The following is a 23714-nucleotide window of genomic DNA, read 5'->3' on the forward strand; positions in this document are numbered from 1 at the left end:
AGAAGACAACGCGAGACCGTGGCCGGAATCGACGACGTCGCCCGCGCGGCGGGGGTGTCGACGGCCACGGTCTCGCGTGCGTTGAGCGGACGCGGCCCCGTCTCGACATCGACCCGCGACCGCGTGGTCGCCGCGGCCGAGCGACTGGGCTACGTCGTGTCGGCGGCCGCGTCGAGCCTCGCCACGGGACGGGCACGGGCGGTCGGGGTGGTCGTGCCGTTCCTCGACCGCTGGTTCTTCAGCACGGTACTCGCCGGCATCTCCGACGCCCTCGTGCGCGAGGGCTACGACATCACGCTGTACAGCGTGAGCGCCGACCCGGCCGAACGTCGCCGCGTGTTCGACGACCACCTGCGCCGCCGGCGCATCGACGCCGTGATCACGATCGCGATCGAGGTGGATGCCGAGGAGTCGGCGTCTCTTCGCGGCCTCGGCGTTCCGATCGTCGCCATCGCCGGCCCCCACCCGCAGCTGACCACCCTGACCGTCGACGACCTCGCGGTCGGGCGCCTGGCCACGACGCACCTGCTCGAGCTCGGGCATCGCCGGCTCGTGCACATCGGCGCGGACGTGACCACCGACGCCGCGTCGTCGGTGCCGGGACTGCGTCGGCGGGGTTTCCAATCCGCTCTCGCCGACGTGGGCCTGTCGGCACCGCGGGTCGAACCGGCCGACTTCACCATCGAGGGCGGGTCGGCGGCGGCGACGCGGGTATTGGCGACGGCGGAGCGACCGACCGCCGTGTTCGCGGCCTCGGACGAGATGGCGATCGGGGCGATCCTCGCGGCGCGCGAACTCGGTCTGCGCGTGCCCGAGGACGTGTCGGTCATCGGCGTCGACGGTCACGAGCTGGGGCGCTGGTTCAGCCTGACCACGGTGGATCAGTTCGCGCGCGGGCAGGGCGCGCGCGCCGCCGAAGCAGTGCTCGCCGCGCTCGAGGGAGCCGACCCCGCTCCGGGCCGCGGCACGTTGCCGTTCGAGCTCGTCGACCGCGGTTCGACGGCGCCACCGTCGTCGGCTCAGTCGGGGCGCTGAGCCCCCCGAGGCCGGTCAGATTGCCGCGCCCACGCGCCGCCCCGGAGGTACGGGCGAGGGCGGTTGCTTTCTGCGGGGCGTGGCTGCGCACGAGGACCGGAGGGAGGTTCCCGGAGGTTCCCGGAGGTCCGCGGCACCCGCCGCGCCCGTGTGACGTACATCTCCTGCAGAACCCGGCGTGCGGGGCTCCGCGGCCCGGAGAACGGCCGCTGAGCCGGAGTCCTGCCGCGCACATGGCCCGCGCGGCCTTCTGCCGCGCGGAACCCACGCCCCGCGATCAGCGCGCGGAACCCGCCAGGCTGCCCGAGACCTCGCCTGCCGGGTCGGACACCAGGCACGACACGGCGCGGTCTCCTTCGGCCCACGTCTCGCCCACGGGGGCGAAGTAGTCGACGTTGAGGGTCGAGTCGGCGAACGAGAGTCCGATGAAGCTGGCGAACTCCGCGTCGCAGACGGCTTCCGCCTGGGCGGTGATGGCGTCATCTCCAGGGAAGGGTCCGTCGGCGAGCGAGGACGCGGCGAACACCTCGTAGCTGTGCGGCGTCGCGCAGTCGACGAAGCTGTCGTCGCTGACGTACCCGCTCGGCAGGGCGTCGAGGCACTCCCCGACGGCGAGGACGTAGACGTCGTCGGGCGTCGGCTCGCCGGGGGCGATGGTGACTCCGCCGTCTTCCGACGTCGACGGCGGCACGAACGGGTCGGCGGAGGACTGGCTTTCGGCGAAGACGGCGAAGACGATCAGGGCGATCACGCCGAGGATCGTCAGCACGGTGAGGACGGAGCCGGCGATGATGCCGGTGATGGCGAGGCCGCGTCCTTTCTCGCCGGTGCGCTTGATCTGCGCGAGGCCGACGGCTCCGGCGATGATGCCGCCGAGGGGAACGACGAAGCCAAGGACGATCGCCACGATCGAGACGACGTTGGTGCGGTTCGCGTAGTCGACGGGCGGCGGGATCGCTCCGGCCGGGTACCCGCCGGCCGTGTATCCGGCCGACGGCGCCGCGGCACCGGGATAGCCCGGGTACCCGGAGGCGGTGGCGAGCGCCGGGTCGGCGGAAGCGGGGTCGGCGGCGGCGGGGTCGCCCGCCACGTCGGACGGGGCGGGCACGGCACCGACGACGAGGCCCTGCTGCGCGAGGCGCACACCGACGGCGTGCGCCGCTTCGCTCACGACGTCACCCGACTTCGCCGCGCCGATCGCCCCGCCCTTGAAGAAGCCGCCGGCGGCGGAGTGCTCGAACGCGGCAGTCGCCCCGCCCTGCTCCGGCGCGAAGTGCACGTCGAACCGCACGTGCATGTCCTGCCCGGCGAACGCCCCGGCGACGAGAGTGGTGCCGAGGCTCCCCCGCGACACGTCGAGCGAGCCCGACGCGGTGGGCTGCACGCGGAAGCCCTGCTCACCGAGGGCGGCGGCGACCGCGTCGCGCGCCGCGTCGACGGGAACGGAGAGATGGATCAGGGCAGACGACATAGAGAGCTCCCGGGTGAGTGGCGTCGCGATCAGGCTCACGGCACGCGTTCACATTAGCGACGACCCGCGCCGCGCGGATACGCCGCCGCCGAGCAGACCACGGGCAGAAAGCCCCGTGGCCCGCGCCACCGTCAGCGGATGCGCCCCACGAGGTCGTCGCGCGTGAGGGTGTCGGCGTCGGCGAGCACCGCTCGAGCGGCATCGCGGGCCTCTTCGACGTTCCACAGCAGAACGCCCACGACACGGCCGTCGTCGAGGTAGTAGACGACGCCCCGTTCGGTGTCGATCCAGTCCTCGACGGTCTCGAGCTCGGCATCCAGGGTTCCGACCGCTTCGTACCGGATGCCGAAGACGGCCGAGTAATAGTAGGGCGTGTGCGTGTAGGACTCGGCGGCACCCGCGAGGTTGCGACCCGCGGCCGTGCCCTGCGCGTTGGCGTTGTCGACGTGCTCGACACGGCGGCGCCCGAGCAGACGATCGGGGTAGTTGGCCACGTCGCCCGCGGCCCAGATGTCGTCGGCCGACGACCGCAGCTGCGCGTCGACCACGACGCCGTCGTCGACCGTGAGCCCCGCGCCTTCGGCGAGGTCGGTCGCGACATCGATGCCCAGGCCGCTCACCACGGCGTCGGCGCGCACCTCGTCGCCGTTCTCGAGCGAGAGCCGCACGCCCGCGGCATCCGCCTCTCCGCCCTCGACCTTGGAGCCGGCGACGATCTCGACCCCCGCGTCGCGGAAGAGCTTCTCGAAGCGCTCCGCCAGCGCGGCGGGGAACACCGCGTCGCCCAGCACGGCCCCGGTGTGGACGAGCACGGTGTCGACGCCGTTCTGCACGAGGGCCGCGGCCAGCTCGGAGCCGATGTACCCGCCGCCGACGACGGCGATGCGGTCGACGTCCTGCGCCAGAGACCGCAGGCGGCGGTAGTCCTCGGCGGTGCGGAACGACAGCACCCGCTCGCCGTTCGACCGGTCCTCGACGGGGAGGGGCACCGGCTTTCCGCCGGTCGCGACGAGTAGCTTGCCGTACGCGAAGGTCTCGCCGTCGGCATCCACTTCGTGCGCGTCGGGGCGGATCGCCGTCGCGCGCGTGCGCAGACGGATGTCGGCGCCGGTGTCGTCGGCGGTGCCCAGCGGCACCTTGTCCCACGTGAACTCGTCGTCGGTCCACAGCTTCTTGCTCAGGGCCGGGCGCGTGTACGGCTCGTCGACGTCGTCGCTCAGGATGCCGATCGACCCGTCGCGGTCGATCTCGCGGATGCCGCGGGCGGCGGTGTCGGCGACCATTCCGCCGCCGACGATGAGGTAGTCGAAGTGTGTGGTGGTCATGCGATCAGCGTCGCCGTCGCACCCGGCCGGACCGGACGGCTTGCGGGGCCCCACGGCATCCGGTATCGCCGCCCCCGCGAACCCCTGTTGAGTGTCCAAGACACGCCGCATCCGTCCCCGCGCACACGGCGTGTCTTGGACACTCAACAGGGGGGTAGCGCCGCATCCCCCGGAGATGAAGCTGCGTCGAGTGTCCAAGACACGCCGCACCCGCCCCCGCACACACGGCGTGCCTTGGACACTCAACAGGGGGGTAACGCCGCATCCCCCGGAGACGAAGCTGCGTCGAGCGTCCAAGAAACGCCGCACCCGCCCCCACACACGCGGCGTGTCTTGGACACTCGACGGTTGGGGGGCGCCGGACCTGTGTCCGGCGCGGGGCACGGCGGGGCGGGGCACGGCATAGCGCCGGGCACGGCGGGGCCGGAGCGCGGCGCGTGCGGGAGCCCCACACGGACGCGCGGGCGCGAACTAGGCTCGATCCATGAGCGTCGACCTCGAAAGCCTGTATACCGACCTGCACGCGCACCCCGAGCTGTCGTTCCAAGAGACGCGCACCGCCGGCGTCATCGTGCGCCACCTCACCGACCTCGGTCTCGAGGTCGAAGAGGGCGTGGGGCGCACGGGCGTGGTCACGACGATCCGCAACGGCGACGGCCCCGTCGTGTGGCTCCGCGCCGACATGGACGGCCTGCCCGTCGAGGAGCAGACGGGCCTCGCCTACGCCAGCACCGCGCGCGGCACCGACCCGGCCGGCAACGCCGTTCCCGTCATGCACGCGTGCGGGCACGATATGCACGTCACCGCGCTCATCGGCGCCCTCGAACGCCTCGTCGCCACGACCGACGAGTGGTCGGGCACCGTCGTCGCCGTGTTCCAGCCCGCCGAGGAGTACGGCGCCGGCTCGCAGGCGATGATTGCCGACGGCGTGCTCGAGCGCTACCCGAAGCCCGACATCGTGCTCGGTCAGCACGTCACCCCCCTGCCCGCCGGCGTCATCGGAGTGCGTCCGGGCACGCAGATGGCGGCCTCGGACGGTCTCACCGTGGTGCTGCACGGTCGCGGCGGTCACGGGTCGCGCCCGCACTCCACGATCGACCCCGTCGTCATGGCTGCGGCCACCGTCATGCGCCTGCAGACCGTCGTCTCGCGCGAGGTCGACCCGCGCGACGTCGCCGTCGTCACCGTCGGCTCGATCCACGCGGGACTGAAGAACAACATCATCCCGGCCGAGGCGAAGCTCGAACTCAGCCTGCGCTACCCCGACGACGCCGCCCGCGCGCGCGTGATGAGCAAGGTCGAGCGCATCATCCGCGCCGAGGCCGAGGCATCCGGAGCCGAGCAGACCCCCACCATCTCGACCGACCACACCCTTCCCCCCACGATCAACGATCCGGATGCCACGGCCCGGCTCACCGGAGCATTCCACCGCGCGTTCGGCGAGGCCGGCGTCGTCAACCCGGGCATGTTCACCGGCAGCGAGGACGTGTCGTGGTTCGCGCGCGAGTCGGGCGCTCCGCTGGTGTTCTGGTTCTGGGGCGGCGTCGACCCGCAGACCTTCGCCGACGCCCTGGCCGGCGGCACCCTCGAGCGCGACATCCCGACGAACCACTCGCCGTACTTCGCGCCCGTCATGCAGCCGACCATCGACCGCGGTGTCGAGAACCTGGTCGTGGCGGCGCGGGAGTTCCTGAACTGAGAGGCGCCCGCACCCTCGGGTGCGGGCGCCTCCCGGGCAGCTGCGTCAGCCGACCTTCACCGTCGACGGCTGTCCGAGGCGGGCCGGGGCGATGACGACGTAGTCGACATCGGGGGCCCACGGGCCGTCGTTGCCGAGGACGATCGCCCCGTTCGTCGTCGACAGGGTCACGGGGATCGTGCGCTCCCAGAAGCTGTTCCAGGCGTACGTGTAGCGGAAGTAACCTTCGCCCACCTTGCCCTTCCCGGCCTCGGTCACCTGCAGGCGTCGGTCGACGACCTGCGGGTTGTAGTCGTGGCGTCCCGACACCTCGGCGTTGGCGTACTTCACGACGACGTCGTAGTCACCGGCCGCATCGAAGCCCGGCGCCCGCGAGATGCTGAGCGTGTTGCCCGCCGCGTTGCCGAGGTTGCCGACGAACTGTCCGTTCGACACGTTCGAGCCCGTGGCCGCGCCATACGAGCCGACGCGCGCCCCGCCCGCACGGGTACCCGACTCGGCCTCGACCTTGATCGCGGCGGTGTCCGCCGACGCGACGCGGGTGGTGGTGACCGCCGTGAGGGCGATGCCCGCCTGCGAGCGCACCTCGATCTCGTTGATGCCCTCCGACAGGTGCACGCGGGCCGTGGTCGACCAGGTTCCCGCGGACGCCGCGGTGCCCGTCGCCAGGCGGCGACCGTTCACGTCGACGGCGAGATCGGATGCCGCGGTGGTGCGGTAGTCGACCTTGACGTCGTAGTAGCCCGGCTGGAAGGCCGTGGCGTACACGTCGGCGCGTCCGTTCGCGCCGACCGTCGCCGCACCGCGGCGTCCGGAGACGTACGACAGCGCGGCTGTGCCGGCCAGACGGATCGTGGAGGCGGGGTAGACCGTCGCCTCGCCGTCGGTGACGTCGGTGAGCACGAACTTGTCGAGCGTGATGTCGGAGTTCGGCAGCACGGTCGAGCCGTCGGCGCTCGCCCGCAACGACAGCGTGTGCGTGCCCTTCTTCAGCGCGACCTGCACCTCGGCGCTGCCGCGGTACTTCCACTTGCTGTTGTCGTTCAGGGCGAGGTCGGCCGTGTACTGCACCGTCGTGGGAGTGGCGTTGTCGATGAAAAGCGCATGCCGCCCCGGGGTGCCCGGCGTCGCGCCGATGACCTGTAACCGGTAGGTGCCGTCGCGCGGCACGGTGACGTTCCAGTCCGCCTTCGATGCGGCGTTGTTGAACGAGCCGACGTCTCGACCGTGCGAGGCGAGGAACATCCACCCGCCGTTTCCGGTGGGCGACTGGTCGTAGACGCGGGCGCCCGTGAGCGCAGTGTCTTCCGCCTCGACGGAGGTCGACCAGACCTGCGCGGTCGTGGGGACGGCGTCGCGCTGCGGCGTGACGACGACCTGGTAGCCGGCGTAGCGGTCGTAGTTGGGCACGCTGACCTGGAGGGCGCCGTTGGTGACGGTCGCGCCCGAGAGCGTGGTGACCACACGCGGAGTGGCCGCGAGGCCTTCGGCACCCGAGAGGGGGGCCTCGCGCACCTCGACGTCGACGCGCGAGCCGAAGACGTTCGAGCCCAGACCGGTGAGGTTCAGTGAGACGGTGTCGGCACCGGAGCCGCCGTACAGCACCGTCGCCTTCTTGTCGGTGGCGTCGATCGCGCCGATCCCCTGCAGCGTGTCGGCGACGTTCAGCTGCGGCGGGGTGACCTTGGCCGTCTTGCTGCCGGCGAGGTCGCCGTACCACTTGAACATCCACCAGCCCGCGTTGGCGCCGTTGGGGCGGGCGGAGTTGTCGGAGAAGTTGCCGGCGTAGTTCCAGTACGCCGTCTGCGCGTCGACCTTGGTGTCCTCGAACATCGAGAACCATTGGATGAGCTGGCCGGGAACGCCCATGTCGCGCAGCAGACCGTACTCGGTGATGTTGATCTGGCGCGGGGAGATGCCGCGGTCGGCCTCGAGCTTGCGGTACTCGGCGTAGTGCGAGCGGTAGGTGGCGAGATTGTCGATCCCCAGCTCGTGCCAGATCATGAACTGCGGCAGGGTGTTGGTCTGCTTCGCGTAGTCGAGCCAGGTCGCCGTGCGGTCGGCGCGCCACGCCGCATCGCCCGGGCCTCCGATGACGGGGTCTCCGAGACCGTGGCGGGCGTACACCTGCCGGATCTTCTCGACGGCGGCCTTCCAGTCGGGGAGGAACTGCTGGGCGAAGACGTTGCCGTCGGCGTACCAATTGCCGCCGTCGGGCTCGTTGAAGGGGATGAAGACGTACTTGTCGGGGTACGCCGACTTCGTGGCGACCGCCTCGGTGACGAACTCGACGACCTCGAGGTAGTCCCAGACGCCGTTGGGCTGCGTCGTGTACGACCCGTCGACCTGGTTGTACGTGCGGTCGTCGCCGGGGCGGCGACCGGCGTTGTACGCCCAGTCGGGGTAGTAGTCCTGCACGTAGATGTCGAGCTGGGTGCCGCTCTTGGCGAAGAACCCCTTCTCGACTTTGAGGGAGTCACCGCTCGGGTGCTGCGTCCCGTAGGGCGCCTTCTGCGAGGTGTTGGTGATGTGGGCGCCGTTGATCAGCGCCTGGGTGGGGGCGCCCTCGTCGCCCAGACCGTACAGCGTGCCGGACGCCCCACCGCGGAAGTCGCCCGTCGTCGTGGCGAAGTCGACGGTCAGGGTGTCGGTGGTGGCGGCCGTCGCGGGTGCGGCGACGGCGGCGAGCGTTCCGAGCACGGTGGCTCCGACCACGCTCGCGGCAATCCATCGGGGGTGTCTCATCGGGGTCTGTCTCCATCGATCAGAGGGCGCGGCGTTGCGCCCGAGGGAAATGTAACCGGGTTTGATAGCGGTTTCAAGATCGGACTTGATAACGCTTTCAAACTCGGTTAGCGTCCTCGACAGTTCGACACGACGGAGAGACGAATGACGACGATGCAGCCCGCGGCCACCGGCCCGGCGCCGACCCCGACCCTGGGGTGGGGCAACGACCTGGTGACGATCACCCTCGAGTGGGATGCCGAATCACCCGTGTCGTGCACCGCGATCACGGTCGCCGGTCGCACGATCCCCGTGCACCGGCTCCCGTTCGTGGAGGTGCTGACCGCCGACGCGGGTCACCGTCCGGCGTCCGGGCGGCTGGCGCACACCGAGCACGGCGCGCGGATGCGCTACGTGGACCACACCGAGACGACGAACGCCGACGCGCGCACGCTCACGGTGCGGCAGCGCTCGGGCGACCTCGAGGCAATCCTCGAGCTGACGGTGCGCGACGGCATCGCCGCGATCGCGAGCCGCGTGCGGGTCGTGAACGTCGGCACCGGCCGCATCGTGCTGCGGGCCGTGGCGTCGTGGGTGTCGGGCTTCACCGAGCGGGACGCGTTCGACGCGCTCTCCGGCTGGGAACGCGTCACGGGCGTCAGCGACTGGCTCGGAGAGGGTCGGTGGACGCGCACTCCCCTGCGCGGCCCCGATTTCGTTCCCCTCGCCGAGCACCTCACGGGCCACGACCCGCGGGGCGCACGGGCCGCCGTCTCCACAGGGACGTGGTCGACGGCGCACCGGCTGCCCACCGGCATCCTGGAATCGACGTCGGCCGGTCTGGCGCTCGCGTGGCAGATCGAGCACAACGGGGCCTGGCGCTGGGAGATCGGCGAAGACACCCGGGGCGGCTATCTGGCACTGTCCGGGCCCACCGACGCCGACTCCGGATGGTCGCGCGTGCTCGGCGCGGCCGAGATCTTCGCGAGCGTTCCCGTGACGGTCGCGTTCGGCCCCTCCGGCACCGCGGCGATCGACTCCCTCACCGACCACCGGCGGGCGACCCGACGACCCCATCCCGACAACGCCGCGATGCCCGTGGTCTTCAACGACTACATGAACACCCTCGACGGCGACCCCACCACCGCCAAGCTCCTGCCCCTCATCCGCGCCGCGGCCGAGGTCGGCGCCGAGGTCTTCTGCATCGACGCCGGCTGGTACGACGACTCCGGCCACTGGTGGGACACGGTCGGCGAGTGGCTGCCCTCGACCACGCGCTTCCCCGGCGGCCTCGCCGAGGTCATCGACGCGATCCACGCCGACGACATGGTCGCCGGGCTCTGGTTGGAACCGGAGGTCATCGGCATCCGCAGCCCCCTCGCCGATCGGCTGCCCGCGGAGGCGTTCCTGCAGCGCAACGGCGAGCGCGTCGTCGAGCACGACCGGTTCCACCTCGACCTGCGGCATCCCGCCGCCCGCGCGCACCTCGATGCCGTCGTCGACCGCTTGATCGCCGACTTCGGCATCGGGTTCTTCAAGATGGACTACAACATCGACCCCGGCCCCGGAACCGACCGCGACGCCGACAGCGTGGGCGACGGCCTGCTGCAGCACAATCGCGCCGTGCTCGCGTGGCTCGACGGCGTGCTGGATCGTCATCCGACCCTCGTGATCGAGAACTGCAGCTCGGGCGCGATGCGCATGGACTACGCGATGCTCTCGCGGTTGGCGATGCAGTCGACGTCCGACCAGCAGGACTTCCGCAAGTACCCCCCGATCGCCGTGGCCGCGCCCCTGTCGATCCTCCCCGAGCAGGCGGCGAGCTGGGCCTACCCCCAGCCCGAGATGGATGCCGAGGAGTCGACGTTCTGCCTCGTCACGGGCCTGCTCGGACGCTTCTACGTCTCGGGCCACCTCAACCGCATGGACGCCGCGCAGCGCGAGCGGGTGGCGTCGGCCATCGCCGTGGCGAAGGACCTGCGCGGCGAGATCGCGGGGGCGCACCCCGACTGGCCGCTCGGCCTCCCCCGCTGGGACGACGCCTGGCTCGCCCTCGGTCTGCGCACCGGTGACGGCGAGATCGTCTCGGTCTGGCGGCGCAGCGGCCCCGATGAGATCACGCTCTCGTTCCCCCACCTCGTCGGCTCCGACGTCGAGGTGACCACGGTCTTCCCCCTGGACCTCCCCGCCTGGCATACCGAATGGGATGCCGGAACGGGAACCCTCCACGTGCGCGGCACCGATGGCCCCCTCGCCGCGCGCACCCTGCGTCTGTCGACACGGCCCACCGGTTCGACACCGACGCCCGCACCAGATCACACTGATCACATCCAAGGAGCAATTCAATGAAGAAGCGGTTCATCGCCGCCGCGGCGCTCACCACCGTCGCGGCCCTCGCACTCGCCGGCTGCTCGGACCCGGGAGCCGGCGGCGGCGCCGCCGCCGGTCCCGCCGACTGGCCCGCGCAGGACGCGAAACTCGACGGCACCACCCTGACGATCTGGGCCGCGCAGAACTCGAACACGGTGCCCGACAGCGTCGTGAAGGGATTCGAAGCGGCCACCGGCGCGAAGGTCGACGTCGTGACGATCCCCGACCCCTACGAGCAGAGTGTGCAGACCAAGGTGGCCACGGGCGACAAGCCCGACCTGGCGTTCTGGCAGCCGACCGCGTCGCAGCTGACCGCGTTGAACGCCACGACCAACCTGCAGTCGCTCGAGGGGGCGCCCTTCGTCGACGCCTACACCCCGGCGCTCAAGGACATCACCGGCATCCTCGACGGCACCCGCTACGCGGCACTCATCAGCACCCCCGCCGTCGAAGGCGTCTACTACAACAAAGAGGTGTTCGCGAAGGCGGGCATCACCGCAACGCCGGGCAACTGGGACGAGTTCCTCGCCACCGCGCGCCAGCTGAAGGCCGCGGGCGTCACGCCCTTCTTCGACTTCGGTGGCGGCACCCCCTGGGCCACGCAGTGGTGGGTTCAGGTGCAGCTGGCCGACGCCGCCGAGGACGGCCTGTGGGATCGCGTGAACGCGAACGAGGAGAAGTTCACCGGCCCCACCATCCAGGGGGCGATCGACACGTACGACGGCCTCATCAAGGAGGGGCTGTTCAACGCCGACCTCAAGACCGCGACCTTCGAGGACCAGGGTCCGGCGCTGCTCTCGGGCGACGCGGCCATGGCGGTGCAGGTCAACTCGTACTTCGGCCAGCTGCAGTCGCTCGCCGACACCGCCGAGCTGAACGAGAAGATCGGCTTCTTCCCCATCTCGCCCTCGGGCAACGTCGGCACCTTCATCCCCGACCAGGCGAACGCCCTCGTCGCGTTCAAGACCGGGGATGCCACTCGCGAGGCCGCCGCACGTCAGCTGCTGTCGTACTGGCTCGGGGACGGGTACCAGGACTTCGTGAACGCGCAGAAGACGGTGTCGCTTCAGACGGGCGTGTCGTCGTCGTCGGAGGTGCCCGACGCACTGCTGTCGGTCAGCGACTCGCTCGGCTCCGCGGTGCCCTCGATGCAGGCCCAGGCCGTGGCGAACCCGGACCTCTACCTCAACCTCGGGGACATGATCCAGGGCACGAAGACGCCCACGGAGGTCGCGGAGGCCACCCAGGCGCAGTTCGAAGAGCTCGCCAAGGCCATCGGCGCACCCGGCTTCTGACACCCACCCGGGGCGCCGGGACCCGACCCGGCGCCCCACCCCTTCTTTCTCGGCGAGGAGCACAGAATGACTTCGACCCTCGAGCGTCCCCGCGCGGTGACGCCGCCGCCGCGTTCGGCGCACGTCCCCTCGCGAGGACGACACAAGAAGGATCACCCCCTGTGGTTCCTTCTGCCCGCCCTCGCCGTCCTCGTGGTGTTCTTCGCCGTGCCGACGGTGTTCAACTTCGTCTACGCCTTCACCAACTGGTCGAGCTTCAAGAGTTCGATCGACTTCATCGGCACGGGTAACTTCGTCTCGCTGTTCTCCAACGGGGCGCTCGTGAACGCCCTCACGGTCACCCTCGTCTACGCCGTGCTCGTCGCGGTGTTCCAGAACCTGTTCGGCCTGGCCCTCGCGCTGCTGCTCGAACGGGACACACGTACCAACCGCGCTCTGCGAGTCGCCTTCTTCGTGCCGGTGATCATGTCGGCCCTCGCGGTCGGCTACATCTTCCAGGCGATGCTCAAGCCCGATGGCGCGCTCAACGGCATCCTGAGTGCGATCTCGGGCCAGAACATCGACGTCGCGTGGCTGGGCAGCACGACCTGGACCATCGTCGTGGTCGCCCTCATCCACGCGTGGAAGTGGATGGGGCTGTCGATGCTGATCTACCTCGCCGGACTCAAGACGATCAGCGACGACGTGCTCGAAGCCGCTCGCCTCGACGGGGCGGGCTGGTGGACCACCTTCCGCCGCATCCGCTTCCCCCTCATTGCTCCCGCGGTCACCTTCAACGTCGCCACCGCGCTGCTGGGCTCGATGAACGGCTTCGACATCGTGCAGGCGACCACCGCGGGAGGCCCCGGCGGCACCACCGAGCTTCTCAACATCTTCATCTTCCGTACCTTCGGCCAGGGGCTCTTCGCCCAAGCCACGACCATGAGCCTCGTGCTCTTCCTCGTCGTGGCCCTGCTGGCCTTCCCCGTCATCCGGATTCTGCGCAAGCGGGAGGACGTGCTGTGACTCAGACCATGACCCTCACCACCGGTCGCGCCGGCCGCCCGCCCCGGCGCCGCACGCCGCTCGCGCGCTGGCTCCAGCCGGTCGCGGCGATCGTCGCCGCGGTGGCGCTGCTGGGCGTGCCCTTCTACCTGGCCGTCGTCACGGCATCCAAGACGCAGGCCGAGGCATTCGTTCCGACCCTCGCCCTCCCCTCGCAATGGCGGCTGTTCGACAACTTCGCCACCGTCATCGGTGACGGCCGCATGCTGGCCGCGTTCGGGGGCAGCGTCCTGGTGATGGTGCCCGCGGTACTGGGCGTGCTGATCCTCGGCTCTATGGCCGCGTGGATCCTCGGTCGGCGACGCTCGCGCGGCCTGGCCTTCGTCTACGCCCTCGCCATCAGCGGCATCGTGCTGCCCCCGGCGGTCGTGACCATCGTGCTGCTGCTGCGTCAGCTCGGTCTCGCCGGCACCGCCGTCGGAATGATCGGGGTGTACATGGGCATGTACATGTCGACGGTGATCTTCTTCGTCACCGGATTCGTGCGCACCATCCCGCTCGAACTCGAAGAGGCGGCTCGCGTCGACGGCGCCTCGCCGGTGCGCGTCTTCATGAAGATCATCCTGCCGCTGCTCATGCCGGTGCTCGCCACCGCGACGATCCTGATCTGCCTGTACATCTGGAACGACGTCTTCTACGCGCTGTTCGTGGTGGGCGGCCGGCTCGACACGCTCCCGCTGAACCTGTACCAGGTGGCGAGCGCCGGTCTGTACCTTCAGAATTGGCATCTGATCTTCGCCTACATCATTCTGATGAGCCTGCCTTTGCTGATCACCTTCATGGTGGCCCAGCGCAAGATCATCTCGGGCATCACCAGCGGCGCCGTCAAATGACCTTCGCCGCTCCACACCGACGGAGCACGATGGACACCCCCCGCACGAAGGCGGCGACGATCGCCGACGTGGCTGCGCGCGCGGGGGTGTCCGTTCCCACGGTCTCGCGGGTGCTCACGGGCGCGGCGAAGGTGAGCACGTCGAAGCGCGAGGCCGTCGAGGCGGCCATCGCGGCCCTCGACTTCCGCCCCAGTGCCGCCGCCCGGGTGCTGGCGTCGCGCAAGGCCCAGGTCATCGCGGTCATCGCCGGAGACACGTCGCAGTACGGCTACGCCGAGACCATCCGCGGTATCGAAGAGGCCGCCCGCGCCGAGGACTACACGGTCATGATCACCGTCGTCGAGAGCACAGACGAGGGCGAGATCGACCGGGCGATCGCCGCGACCCTGGCCCAGCCGCTCGCGGGCGTCTGCGTGCTCAAGTTCGACCCGCCCGGTGTCGCCGCCCTGCACCGCATCCCGGTGTCGTTGCCGCTGGTCGCGCTGTCGGGGGTGCGCGAGTCGGGTCTGCGGCAGGCGGTGCTCGACGAGTCGCGCGCGGCCGAAGAACTCACCGACCACCTGCTCGATCTGGGGCACGCCACCGTGCACCATGTGCGCGTGCCCCCCTCGCGCCGCGAAGACGGACGCACGACCGGCTGGCGACGAGCCCTCAAACGTCGCGGCGCGGTCATCCCCGCGCTCAGCGACGCGACCTGGGACCCGCGGTCCGGGATCGAGATCGGTCGGCGACTCGCCGAGGATCCCTCGGTCACCGCCGTGTTCTGCGGCAACGACGAGATCGCCATGGGCGTCATCCGCGGGATCGTGGCCTCGGGCCGCCGGGTTCCCGACGACATCTCGGTGGCGGGTTTCGACGACCACCCGCTCTCCGCGCTGTGGACGCCGCCGCTCACGACGGTGGACCAGGACTTCGCCGGCCTCGGCCGCCGCGGCCTGCAACTGCTGCTCAATGAGATCGCCGGCGAGACCGGGCGTCGCTTCTCGTCGGAGCGCCCGCAGCTCGTCGTGCGCGAGAGCACCGCGCCGCCGCCCGCCGACGCGGCGGTGCGGCGCATCGGCTGAGGCTCCCCCGGGTTCTGACGGCTCCGGGGGGCTCGACGCCCACGGCGCGCGACGCCCGCATCCCGGAAGCAGGGCGGCCGAGAAGTCCAGCCCCTGCCCGCGGGGACGCCACCCCGGTTACGGTGTCGGACGTGACCTTCAACGACAACGCCCGCGTCGGCAACAACACCGCCAAGCGCCGCGGCGGCACGATCGCCGCGGTGGGCGGTGGAACGGTCGGCCTCGGGGCGATCGTGGTGCTGCTCTTCTCGCTGTTCACCGGCACCGACCTGACCGGGCTCATCGGCGGCGGTCAGGCGCCCGCGGCCCCCGCGGGTGGGGGCGAGGCCCTGACGAGCTGTGAGACGGGCCAGGATGCCAACACCGACGACTCGTGTCGACTGGCGGCCGCCTCGCTCAGCGTCGACCAGTTCTGGCAGGAGCGCCTCGACGGGTACACCCCGCCGCAGCTGATCATCGTCGACGGCGCCACCTCGACGCAGTGCGGCACGGCCTCGAACGCCACCGGGCCCTTCTACTGCCCGCCGGAGCAGACGGTCTACGTCGACCCCACGTTCTTCGCCCTGCTGCGCGAGCAGTACGACACCACGGCGGGCCCGCTGGCCCAGCTGTACGTGCTCGCCCACGAGTACGGCCACCACGTGCAGAACCTCACCGGCGTCATGGAGCAGTACCCGAACGACGGCACAGGTCCCGACAGCAACGGCGTGCGCACCGAGCTGCAGGCCGACTGCTACGCGGGGGCCTGGGTGGCCGCGGCGGGCGAGCAGGTCGACGAGGACGGCACCCCGTACCTCGAGCCGCCCACGCAGCAGCAGATCACGGATGCGCTGGCCGCGGCCTCGGCCGTCGGCGACGACCACATCCAGGCGGAATCGGGCGGGGCGATCAACCCTGAGAGCTGGACGCACGGCTCGAGCGAGCAACGTCAGCGCTGGTTCGACACCGGGCGTGAGGGCGGCGTGAACGCCTGCGACACGTTCTCGGTGCCGGGGCAGAGCCTGTAGGTCGCGCCCCCGGCGCCCGGGTGCGGCATCCCACTGGACACGTTTCCGCGAACGGTGGCCGGGGAGCAGCGCTCCCCGGCCACCGGCTCACTCCTCCCGCGGACGCGTGCGCACGATAACGACGACCAGCACGCCCACCAGAACCACGACGCCGCCGCCGACCAGGAGCCCCACCGTGAGGCCCGACGGTCCGCCGGTCTCGGATGACGCGGACTCGGCCGGCGCAGCCGCGGAGCCGACGGCGCTCGCACAGGGCGAGTCGTCCGACCCCACGGACGTGCCCGCGGCGGTGGAGGTGAACGGGAAGGTCCCCGAGACCGGGTGCCCGTCGGACGACACCGCGCGCCATTCGACCGTGTAGTCGCCGGGTGCCCCCAGCTCGACGGGCACGCTCAGCGTGGGCCCGGCGAGCGCGACGCAGTCGGCCTCGTAGTGCCGGCCGTCGGGTCCCAGCACGACGACGATGTTGCCGCCGTCGTACCCCAGCAGATTGGCGCTGAAGTCGAGGGTGACCTCCGACACCGTCGACACCGTGTCGCCGGAGGCGGGCGAAGTCGAGACCAGGCTGTCGTGCGCCGACGCGGCCTGAGCCCCGCCGAGCACGGCGCCCAGCGCGATCGCCGCGACCGCCAGGGAGCGCCCGAGGGCGCGCGGTGCCCGCACGGTCAGCTGCGCTTCGGGCGACGCGACAGGGCGAGGGCGCCGAGCACCGCTCCGGCGGCGGCGACGATCAGCGCGGCGATGCTGAGTCCGAGAGCGACCCCCGACGAGTCGGATGCCGAGCCCGAGGCCGACGCGGCCTCACCGGCGTCGTGCTCGTGCGACGGCGCGGCGGACGCCGTGCCGTGGCTGTGCGCGCCCGTGGGAGGGGTGTCGTTGATGTAGAGCACCGGAGCCGGCTCGAGCGTGTCGTCGGCGGCGACCTCGTCGGGCGTCGCCGCCCAGTCGACGACCGATCCGTCCGAGTAGGTCTGCGCGGCGGGCAGCACCACGTGACCGGTGTCGGGCACGGGTCCCAGCACGGCCGAGAAGACCTGGAACTGGTCCTGGCCGATGCCGACGCCGGGGTCGGCCTGCCACACGATCTTCAGCGCGGCGTCGGTGAGAGTGTTGCCGTCGACCTCGACGGGCGCGGGCAGGGCGCCCTTCTCGACCGTGGCCGTCCAGCCCGGGACGGGCTGCACGAGCACGGCGCTCAGCGGTGTGTCGGTGGGCAGGGTGACCTCGAGCTTGACGGTGGACGCCGTCTCGGACTCGGTGGGAACGCGGAAGTTGACCGTGGCGTAGCTGCCCGGGGTGGCGGTGTCGGGGTTGACGGTGACGTGCGCGGATGCCGCGAGGGGGACCGCGATCGCGAGGGCCGCGCCGGCGGCGAGGCCGACGAGGGCACGACGAAGGAAGGGGGTACGGGACATGGTGCTGCTTTCTGACGGTGCGCGCGCGACGGTGTCGCGTCGCGCGAAAGGATGAGGGGTCGAGGTCACGCCGCGAGCGGCGGACCCCGATGCCTCATCACCGACAGCACGGCGATACCCGTCGCGCGAAGCGGCGGCTCGGCCGCCGGGGCGGGAACGCTCACCGCCACCGGAGGCGACGCGACCGGCCGCAGGGCGCGGAAGGTCGCGAGCAGGAAGCCGGCGATGGCGCGCAGCGCGCGCTCACCCGTTCCCAGAGCGAAGATCGTGAGCGCCGCGGCGCACGCGTGGGCGACCCACATCCACGGCGAGTGCCCGCTGTGGTCGGGGGGAAGCGAGCCGGAGGCCGCGGCATCGAGGAAAGAGGTCACCGCGCCGTGGTGCCCCACCGGTACGGCGGAGCCGCCCCCGCGCAGGTCGAGGGCGAGCAGTCCGTGGAACACCGCCTGGCTGAGCACGACGGCGAGCGAGAGCCGCCGCCACGACAGGGAGCGGCCGGCCAGGAGCACGCACACGGGCGCGGCCAGGCACAGCGCCACCGCGATGTTCATCAGCGACGGCAGCTCGGCGGCGACGGAGGCGTGCGAGACGGTCGCGACGAAGGTCGCCAGGGTCGCCGCAGCGACTCCGCGTCCTGCGCGCTGGGCCCGCCCCGCTCTCGACGACATGCGCCTCCTTCTCGAAAAGCCTAAGTGCCCCGCGACCGGGCGGGTGCCGCCCCGCGCGCTCAGCGGCGCCGACGCCGAGCGATACGCGACCGTCTCAGCGCGCGCCGCTCACCGCGTGCCCGCGCGCAGGGCGTCCCACGTGTCGTGCGCGGCCTCGGCCAGCAGCTCGACGTCGGGCACGGCCTCGGGGTCGACGCAGAACCCCACTCCGAGCCAGCGGTCGTTCGAGATCGCGGCGACGCGCAGGGCGTGCCTCGGCCCCGGTTCCGACGACGTGTACACGTGGCCCACCCGGCGGCCGGCGACCGACACCGCCACGCGCGGCCCGGGCACGTTCGAGATGGCGAGAGCGAACTCGCGCGGATCGTCGGCGAGACCGCGCAGCAGCGCGCCGGCCGACCCGGCCGCGGCGAGCGCATGGAACAGCTCGTCGAGGGCGCGCGCATCGTGGGCGTGCTTGCGGGCGCGGGTCTGGGCGCTGAGCAGGTCGAGCCGGCGCAGGTCGTCGGGCTCGTCGAGATGCAGGCCGACGTCGACGAACGAGTCGCGATTGCCGGATGCCGCGGCGTCCTCGCCGCGTTCGTGCAGGCTCACGGGAACCTGGGCGTTGAGCCGCGGCACGTGCCCGTGGTGCACGAGGCGGCGTCGCAGGGCCCCCGCGATGACCGTGAGCAGCACGTCGTTGATCGTGGCGTGGTCGGCGCGCGAAGCGCCGACTGCGCGTGCCTCGGCGAGCGGCACGTCGACGAAGGCGAGGGCGCGACGCGCGCTGATCGGGCGGTCGAACGGGGAGTGCGAGCCGGGGTGAGCGAGCTCGCGGGCCAGGGTCATCGGCATCCGTTCCCATTCGCTCCACCGCGTCGGGCGGGCGTCGGGATCGCGCAGGCCGACCTCGTGCGCCGGGGCGTCGTGCGGCTCGAAGATCACCGCCTCGAGGAAGCGCACGGCAGTGAGCCCGTCGGCGAGGGCGTGGTGCAGGCGCACCGCCACCGCCTCTCGACCATCGGCGAGGGGGCCGACGAGGTCGACGCTCCACAACGGGCGCGAGCGGTCGAGGGGCTCCGACATGAGCCGGCCCACGACCGCGCGCAGCGCCGCGGGGTCGTCGGCCGCGTGACGGCGCACGTGCTGCGCGACATCGACGTCGGTCGCCTCGATCCACGCCGGTCCGTCGCCGTCGTCGACGACCACCTGGAGCCCGCGCGGGAAGGCCGACAGGCGTTCGGCGACGCTCGCGCGCACCGCCTCGAGATCGAGGGCCTCGCCGGGCTCGAGCACGAGCAGCTTCAGCGCATGCCCGCGCACGACCTCGGACTCCAGCGCCAGGATGCGTGCATCCGCGGCCGACAGCGGCTCCCCCATGCGGCCTACGGTAGCGGGCGGTCCGCGGCGTCGGTCGGCGCGGCCTCACTCGTGTCCCACCGAGGGGGCAAAACTCGGTGCACGCGCACGCCGTCGTCGACGCCGCACAGACCGAGCCGGGTCACCCGGATGCGCTCGTGTCGACCGACGGGCTTACCACCCCGGCGCGATCGTCGACCAGGCGCCGGCGACCGATCCAGCCGGTGAGGCCGCGGCCGTCGCGCCAGACCACGAGCAGTGCGCCGGTCACCAGCGCCAGCAGGAACGCCGCGATCGACCACGGCGCCGGCAGCGCCGCGAGCACCGCGTAGGCGCCCGCCCCGGTGAGGAATCGCAGCGGACGGGCGACCCAGACCGGCAGGATGCCGTTGGTGAACCGCACGCGCGTCGCGAGGTCGCCGATCGACCGGCCGGTCACCAGCACGACCCCCAGCCAGAGCGCCGCGCCCGCCACCGTCCCGGCCCACGAGGCCGCCTCGTCGGTCGCGAGGGTGGCCGACTCGCCGAGCAGCAGCACCGTGACCGCCTGCACGAGCACCGACACCGCGACGCCGACGAGCGAGATGCCCACGACGTCGCAGACCAGTCCCAGCAGACGGCGGCGGCGGGTCACGGGGCGGGGCACCTCGGCATCCGGGCTCTTCGCCACCCCTCGATGCGCCGCGGGCACCGCGAAGGCGACCAGCGAGCCGAGCAGGGCCCCCGAGGTGTTCATGATGAGGTCGTCGACGTCGAACACGCGGTACGCGCACGGGAAGAGGCCCCACACGCCCGTCAGCTGCGTCGTCTCGATGAGTGCCGAGGTCGCGAGTCCCACGAGACCGGCGACCAGGATGCCGCGGCCCCCGAGCACCCGCAGGAAGAAGCCCAGCGGCAGGAAGAGCAGCACGTTCAACGCCACCTGCAGCACCGTCGGATCGGTCAGGTAGCGCCCCGACACGGCGACGGCGGCGCGGATGTCGTCGACGAACTCGAACGGCCGCAGGTTGACTCCCGCGCAGCGATAGAGGTCGTCGTCGGGCAGAGGAATGAGCGTGTACGTCCAGATCGCCCAGAAGTACACCGCCGCCCCCGCCCAGAGCAGCGTGCGCCAGAGCGTCAGACCCCCGCGGCGCCGGTAGCTCACGGCGACGAACGGCACGAGGGCGAGCACGGCGACCACCCCGCCCGCGATGACGGCGAGCAGCCCCGAGCCCACGATGTCGTTCACCCCGCGATCCTAGGGACCAGCGCGGCGTCGCCGCCCGACGACCCCGCGGGTTGACACGGCCCGCCCGTAGCCTGGGGGGATGACCCCGGCCCACGACCTGCGCGCGGCGCTCGTGCGCCACATCGGCGACACCGGCTTCGTCGCCCACGGGCTGCACGTGCGCGTGGGCGACGACGTCGCCGAGCACCGCTGGACGCCCGACGGGCGCGAAGAGATCCACTCGGTCGCGAAGGCCGTGTGCGTGCTCGCGGCGGGGATCGCCGCCGCCGACGGGCTGCTCGATCTCGACGAGCCCGTCGCGGGCATCGTCCCCACCGCCGCGCCGGACGTGACCGTGCGCCACCTGCTGTCGATGTCGAGCGGCATCGACCTGCCGTGGTCGCCGACGATGATGACCGACTGGCCCGACCTCGCCGCCGAGTTCCTCTCGCGCCCGTCGCGCGGCCGCGTGTTCCAGTACTCGAACGCCAGCACGTACACCGCGATGCACGTGCTGGCCCACCGCACGGGCGACGTCGAGGAGTACCTGCGCCCCCGGCTGTTCGCCCCGCTCGGCCTCGCCGACCTCGCCTGGAAGCGCTGTCCCAACGGGCGCATCCTCGCCGGCGAGGGCCTCGCCCTGCGCACCGACGAGATGGCGCGCCTCGGCCTGCTGCTGCGCGACCGCGGCGTCTGGCAGGGCGAACGACTCGTCCCGGCCGAGACGGTGGATGCCCTTCACTCGGCCTGGATCGACACCGGCAGCCAGGGCGACGGGTACCGCCGGTACGCCCTGGCCGGGTGGGACGGACCCGGCGCCGCGTGGCGGCTGCACGGGGCGTACGGGCAGATGATCGTCTTCGCCGGCGACGCCGTCGTGACGATCAGCGCCGACGACCACGCCGGCGCCGACGCGGTCGCGGCGTTCATCGCCGAGGCGGCCGCCCCGGCCTGACCCGCGGTTCGCGCCTCGAGCCGACCCGGCATCGGGTTGTCGCGTTGATCACGGTCTGGCTGCCATGCGATGAACGACGTGCGCGTCGGATTGCGCCGCCCGTCCAGTGCGCGTAGTGTCACGCGCCGTGACTGAAGAAAGTCGCGAGCCCGGCGTCGAGACGCCGATGGCCAAGCGCATCCTTATCGGCGAGCCTTTGACGTCGGAAAAACTCGACGACCAGCTCCTGCCCAAGAAGATGGCGCTGCCTATCTTCGCCTCCGACGCGCTCTCCTCGGTGGCGTACGCCCCGCAGGAGCTCTTGATGATCCTGCTCATCGGCGGAACGGCCCTGCTGACCCTCAGCCCGTGGGTCGCGGTCGCCGTCGTGGTGCTCCTCATCGTGGTGGTGCTGAGCTACCGGCAGCTCATCAAGGCCTACCCCTCGGGCGGTGGCGACTACGAGGTCGCCAGCAAGAACCTGGGCGAAGTGCCCGGCGTGGTCGTGGCCGCGGCCCTGCTCGTGGACTACGTGCTCACGGTGGCCGTGTCGGTGGCATCCGGGGTCGACAACATCATCTCGGCGCTGCCGGAACTCAACCCGTTCCGCGTCGAGATCGCCGTCGGCTTCGTGATCCTCATCGTGATCGTGAACCTCCGCGGCGTGCGCGAGGCATCGAGCGTCTTCGCGATCCCCACCTACCTGTTCATCGGGTCGGTCGGCGTGATGATCGTCGTGGGCCTCGCCCGCACGTTCCTCGGCGACGCTCCCGAGGCCTCGAGCGCCAACTACGCCGTGCAGGCCGAGTCGCTCACCCAGGCGGCGCTCATCCTGCTCGTGCTGCGCGCCTTCTCGAGCGGCTGCTCGGCGCTGACCGGGGTGGAGGCGGTGTCGAACGGCGTCCCCGCGTTCCGCAAGCCCAAGATCCGCAACGCGCAGACGACGCTGAGCCTCATGGGCGGCATGGCCATCGTGCTCTTCGCGGGTCTGACCGCTCTGGCGCTGATCTCGGGCGTGCACTACGCCGAGAACCCCTGCCACCTCATCGGCTTCGACTGCGCCAACAACCCGCAGCCGAGCCTCATGGCGCAGGTGGCCGCGGCGACCTTCGGCATGGGCAGCATCCCGTTCTTCATCATCCAGGCCGCCACCGCGTGCGTGCTGCTGCTGGCCGCCAACACCGCCTTCAACGGCTTCCCGCTGCTGGGCGCGGTCCTGGCCCGCGACGGCTACGCCCCGAAGGCGCTCAACACCCGCGGCGACCGCCTGGTGTACTCGAACGGCATGATCATCCTCGGCATCGTCGCCATCGGCGTGCTGATCGTCTACCAGGCCAACCTCACCACGCTGATCCAGCTCTACATCATCGGCGTGTTCGTGTCGTTCTCGCTCGGGCAGATCGGAATGGTGCGGCACTGGCGGCGCGCTCTGCGCGAGTTCAAGCTCCTGCCCGCCGAGGCGGCGAAGCAGCAGTCCGCGGCCATCGAGCGCCGCTCCGCGATCTCGGGCCTGTGGATCAACTCCGTCGGCGCCGCGATGACGGTGCTCGTGCTGCTGATCGTCACGGTCACGAAGTTCACGCACGGCGCGTGGCTGGTGTTCATCGCCATCCCGATCCTCGCCGTGCTGATGATCGGCGTGAACCGGTACTACCGCGACGTCGAGCACGAGATCCAGATGGACGACACGGTGCACTTCGGCTCGTCGGGCGACGTGGCGATCGTGCTGGTGAACCGCCTGCAGAAGCCCACGTCGAAGGCGATCGACTACGCCCTCGCCGCCAACCACGACAAGACCCTCGCCGTGCACGTCGCGATCACCGAAGAGGAGTCGGCGAGGCTGCAGCGCGACTGGGCCGAGCACGAGGTGCCCATCCCCCTCGTGATCATCGACTCGCCGTACCGCACGTACACCTCGCCGGTGTCGACGTTCATCAAGAAGTACCGCGAGAAGAACGGCTCGGCCATCGTCACCGTCTACCTGCCGCAGTACATCGTGGGGCACTGGTGGGAGTCGATCCTGCACAATCGGCGCTCGCGCCGCCTGGCGCACCAGCTCATGCTCGTGCACGGCGTCTCGATCACCCTCGTGCCGTGGCTGCTCGACTCGTCGGAGGTCATCTACGGTCGCCGCTCCCGCCCCCTGCCGGGCCAGCAGCGCGGCGGCCAGCCGGTGGACAACACCCCGACGCCGCGTTCGCGCAAGGCGCCGCCCCCCTCGGCATCCTGAGTCCCGTCCGACGCCCCCGCCCTCGTGGTGGGGGCGTCGGCGTTTCGGG

18 protein-coding genes are annotated in these 23714 nt (G+C 71.4%); 10 read left to right on the top strand and 8 right to left on the bottom strand.

The window, feature by feature from the left end:
• Positions 1 to 18: 18 nt before the first annotated feature.
• Positions 19 to 1035: a LacI family DNA-binding transcriptional regulator gene (locus BJP65_RS07990; RefSeq protein WP_070408775.1), complete on the top strand. Its 1017-nt coding sequence runs from the start codon at positions 19 to 21 to the stop codon at positions 1033 to 1035.
• A gap of 277 nt (positions 1036 to 1312) precedes the next feature.
• Here the strand turns inward: BJP65_RS07990 and BJP65_RS07995 are convergent, their stop codons facing one another.
• Positions 1313 to 2506 carry a DUF4190 domain-containing protein gene (locus BJP65_RS07995; protein WP_070408776.1) on the bottom strand — a complete coding sequence of 398 codons (1194 nt, stop codon included), beginning with the start codon at positions 2504 to 2506 and terminating at the stop codon, positions 1313 to 1315.
• Positions 2507 to 2637: 131 nt separating this feature from the next.
• Positions 2638 to 3831 carry an NAD(P)/FAD-dependent oxidoreductase gene (locus BJP65_RS08000; RefSeq protein WP_070408777.1) on the bottom strand — a complete coding sequence of 398 codons (1194 nt, stop codon included), beginning with the start codon at positions 3829 to 3831 and terminating at the stop codon, positions 2638 to 2640.
• A 484-nt stretch (positions 3832 to 4315) separates the two neighbouring features.
• On the opposite strand from BJP65_RS08000, the gene BJP65_RS08005 reads away from it, so the two are divergent.
• Positions 4316 to 5530 carry an amidohydrolase gene (locus tag BJP65_RS08005; RefSeq protein WP_070408778.1) on the top strand — a complete coding sequence of 405 codons (1215 nt, stop codon included), beginning with the start codon at positions 4316 to 4318 and terminating at the stop codon, positions 5528 to 5530.
• A 45-nt stretch (positions 5531 to 5575) separates the two neighbouring features.
• On the opposite strand, the gene BJP65_RS08010 is transcribed toward BJP65_RS08005, so the two are convergent.
• Positions 5576 to 8275, bottom strand: coding sequence for a hypothetical protein (locus tag BJP65_RS08010; protein WP_070408779.1), 2700 nt, complete (start codon positions 8273 to 8275; stop codon positions 5576 to 5578).
• Between the two features lie 144 nt (positions 8276 to 8419).
• Here BJP65_RS08010 and BJP65_RS08015 point away from each other — a divergent pair, with 144 nt between their 5' ends.
• The 6 genes from BJP65_RS08015 (at position 8420) to BJP65_RS08040 (ending at position 15867) form a co-directional block, all read left to right on the top strand.
• Entirely contained in the window at positions 8420 to 10603 is a 2184-nt protein-coding gene (locus tag BJP65_RS08015) for a glycoside hydrolase family 36 protein (protein ID WP_070408780.1), read from the top strand.
• Entirely contained in the window at positions 10600 to 11919 is a 1320-nt protein-coding gene (locus tag BJP65_RS08020; protein WP_070408781.1) for an ABC transporter substrate-binding protein, read from the top strand. The genes BJP65_RS08015 and BJP65_RS08020 overlap by 4 nt, the downstream gene beginning before the upstream one ends.
• A 66-nt stretch (positions 11920 to 11985) precedes the next feature.
• On the top strand, positions 11986 to 12924 hold the full coding sequence (locus BJP65_RS08025) for a carbohydrate ABC transporter permease (protein ID WP_258027541.1): 939 nt from the start codon (positions 11986 to 11988) through the stop codon (positions 12922 to 12924).
• Between the two features lie 8 nt (positions 12925 to 12932).
• Positions 12933 to 13796 (top strand): carbohydrate ABC transporter permease, encoded by an 864-nt coding sequence (locus BJP65_RS08030; protein ID WP_070409906.1) that lies wholly within the window; start codon positions 12933 to 12935, stop codon positions 13794 to 13796.
• Between the two features lie 29 nt (positions 13797 to 13825).
• Positions 13826 to 14860: a LacI family DNA-binding transcriptional regulator gene (locus tag BJP65_RS08035; protein ID WP_070408782.1), complete on the top strand. Its 1035-nt coding sequence runs from the start codon at positions 13826 to 13828 to the stop codon at positions 14858 to 14860.
• A 131-nt stretch (positions 14861 to 14991) separates the two neighbouring features.
• Positions 14992 to 15867, top strand: a complete 876-nt coding sequence (locus BJP65_RS08040; protein ID WP_055937582.1) for a neutral zinc metallopeptidase — start codon at positions 14992 to 14994, stop codon at positions 15865 to 15867.
• Between the two features lie 87 nt (positions 15868 to 15954).
• Here the strand turns inward: BJP65_RS08040 and BJP65_RS08045 are convergent, their stop codons facing one another.
• The 5 genes from BJP65_RS08045 to BJP65_RS08065 all read right to left on the bottom strand — a co-directional run bounded on the left by BJP65_RS08045 (position 15955) and on the right by BJP65_RS08065 (position 20522).
• Positions 15955 to 16530, bottom strand: a complete 576-nt coding sequence (locus BJP65_RS08045; protein ID WP_055832098.1) for a copper resistance CopC family protein — start codon at positions 16528 to 16530, stop codon at positions 15955 to 15957.
• 2 nt (positions 16531 to 16532) lie between these two features.
• Positions 16533 to 17282: a YcnI family protein gene (locus BJP65_RS08050; protein WP_070408783.1), complete on the bottom strand. Its 750-nt coding sequence runs from the start codon at positions 17280 to 17282 to the stop codon at positions 16533 to 16535.
• A gap of 65 nt (positions 17283 to 17347) precedes the next feature.
• Entirely contained in the window at positions 17348 to 17950 is a 603-nt protein-coding gene (locus tag BJP65_RS08055) for a hypothetical protein (RefSeq protein ID WP_070408784.1), read from the bottom strand.
• Between the two features lie 108 nt (positions 17951 to 18058).
• Positions 18059 to 19312 carry a wax ester/triacylglycerol synthase domain-containing protein gene (locus BJP65_RS08060; RefSeq protein WP_070408785.1) on the bottom strand — a complete coding sequence of 418 codons (1254 nt, stop codon included), beginning with the start codon at positions 19310 to 19312 and terminating at the stop codon, positions 18059 to 18061.
• 121 nt (positions 19313 to 19433) lie between these two features.
• Positions 19434 to 20522 (bottom strand): VanZ family protein, encoded by a 1089-nt coding sequence (locus tag BJP65_RS08065; protein WP_070408786.1) that lies wholly within the window; start codon positions 20520 to 20522, stop codon positions 19434 to 19436.
• Positions 20523 to 20601: 79 nt separating this feature from the next.
• Between BJP65_RS08065 and BJP65_RS08070 the strand changes: the two genes are divergently transcribed.
• Together BJP65_RS08070 and BJP65_RS08075 are read left to right on the top strand one after the other, a co-directional pair.
• On the top strand, positions 20602 to 21456 hold the full coding sequence (locus BJP65_RS08070; RefSeq protein WP_070408787.1) for a serine hydrolase: 855 nt from the start codon (positions 20602 to 20604) through the stop codon (positions 21454 to 21456).
• A 166-nt stretch (positions 21457 to 21622) separates the two neighbouring features.
• Positions 21623 to 23665 carry an APC family permease gene (locus BJP65_RS08075; protein ID WP_156784942.1) on the top strand — a complete coding sequence of 681 codons (2043 nt, stop codon included), beginning with the start codon at positions 21623 to 21625 and terminating at the stop codon, positions 23663 to 23665.
• Positions 23666 to 23714 lie beyond the last annotated feature (49 nt).

Source organism: Microbacterium sp. BH-3-3-3 (assembly GCF_001792815.1).
GTDB lineage: Bacteria > Actinomycetota > Actinomycetes > Actinomycetales > Microbacteriaceae > Microbacterium.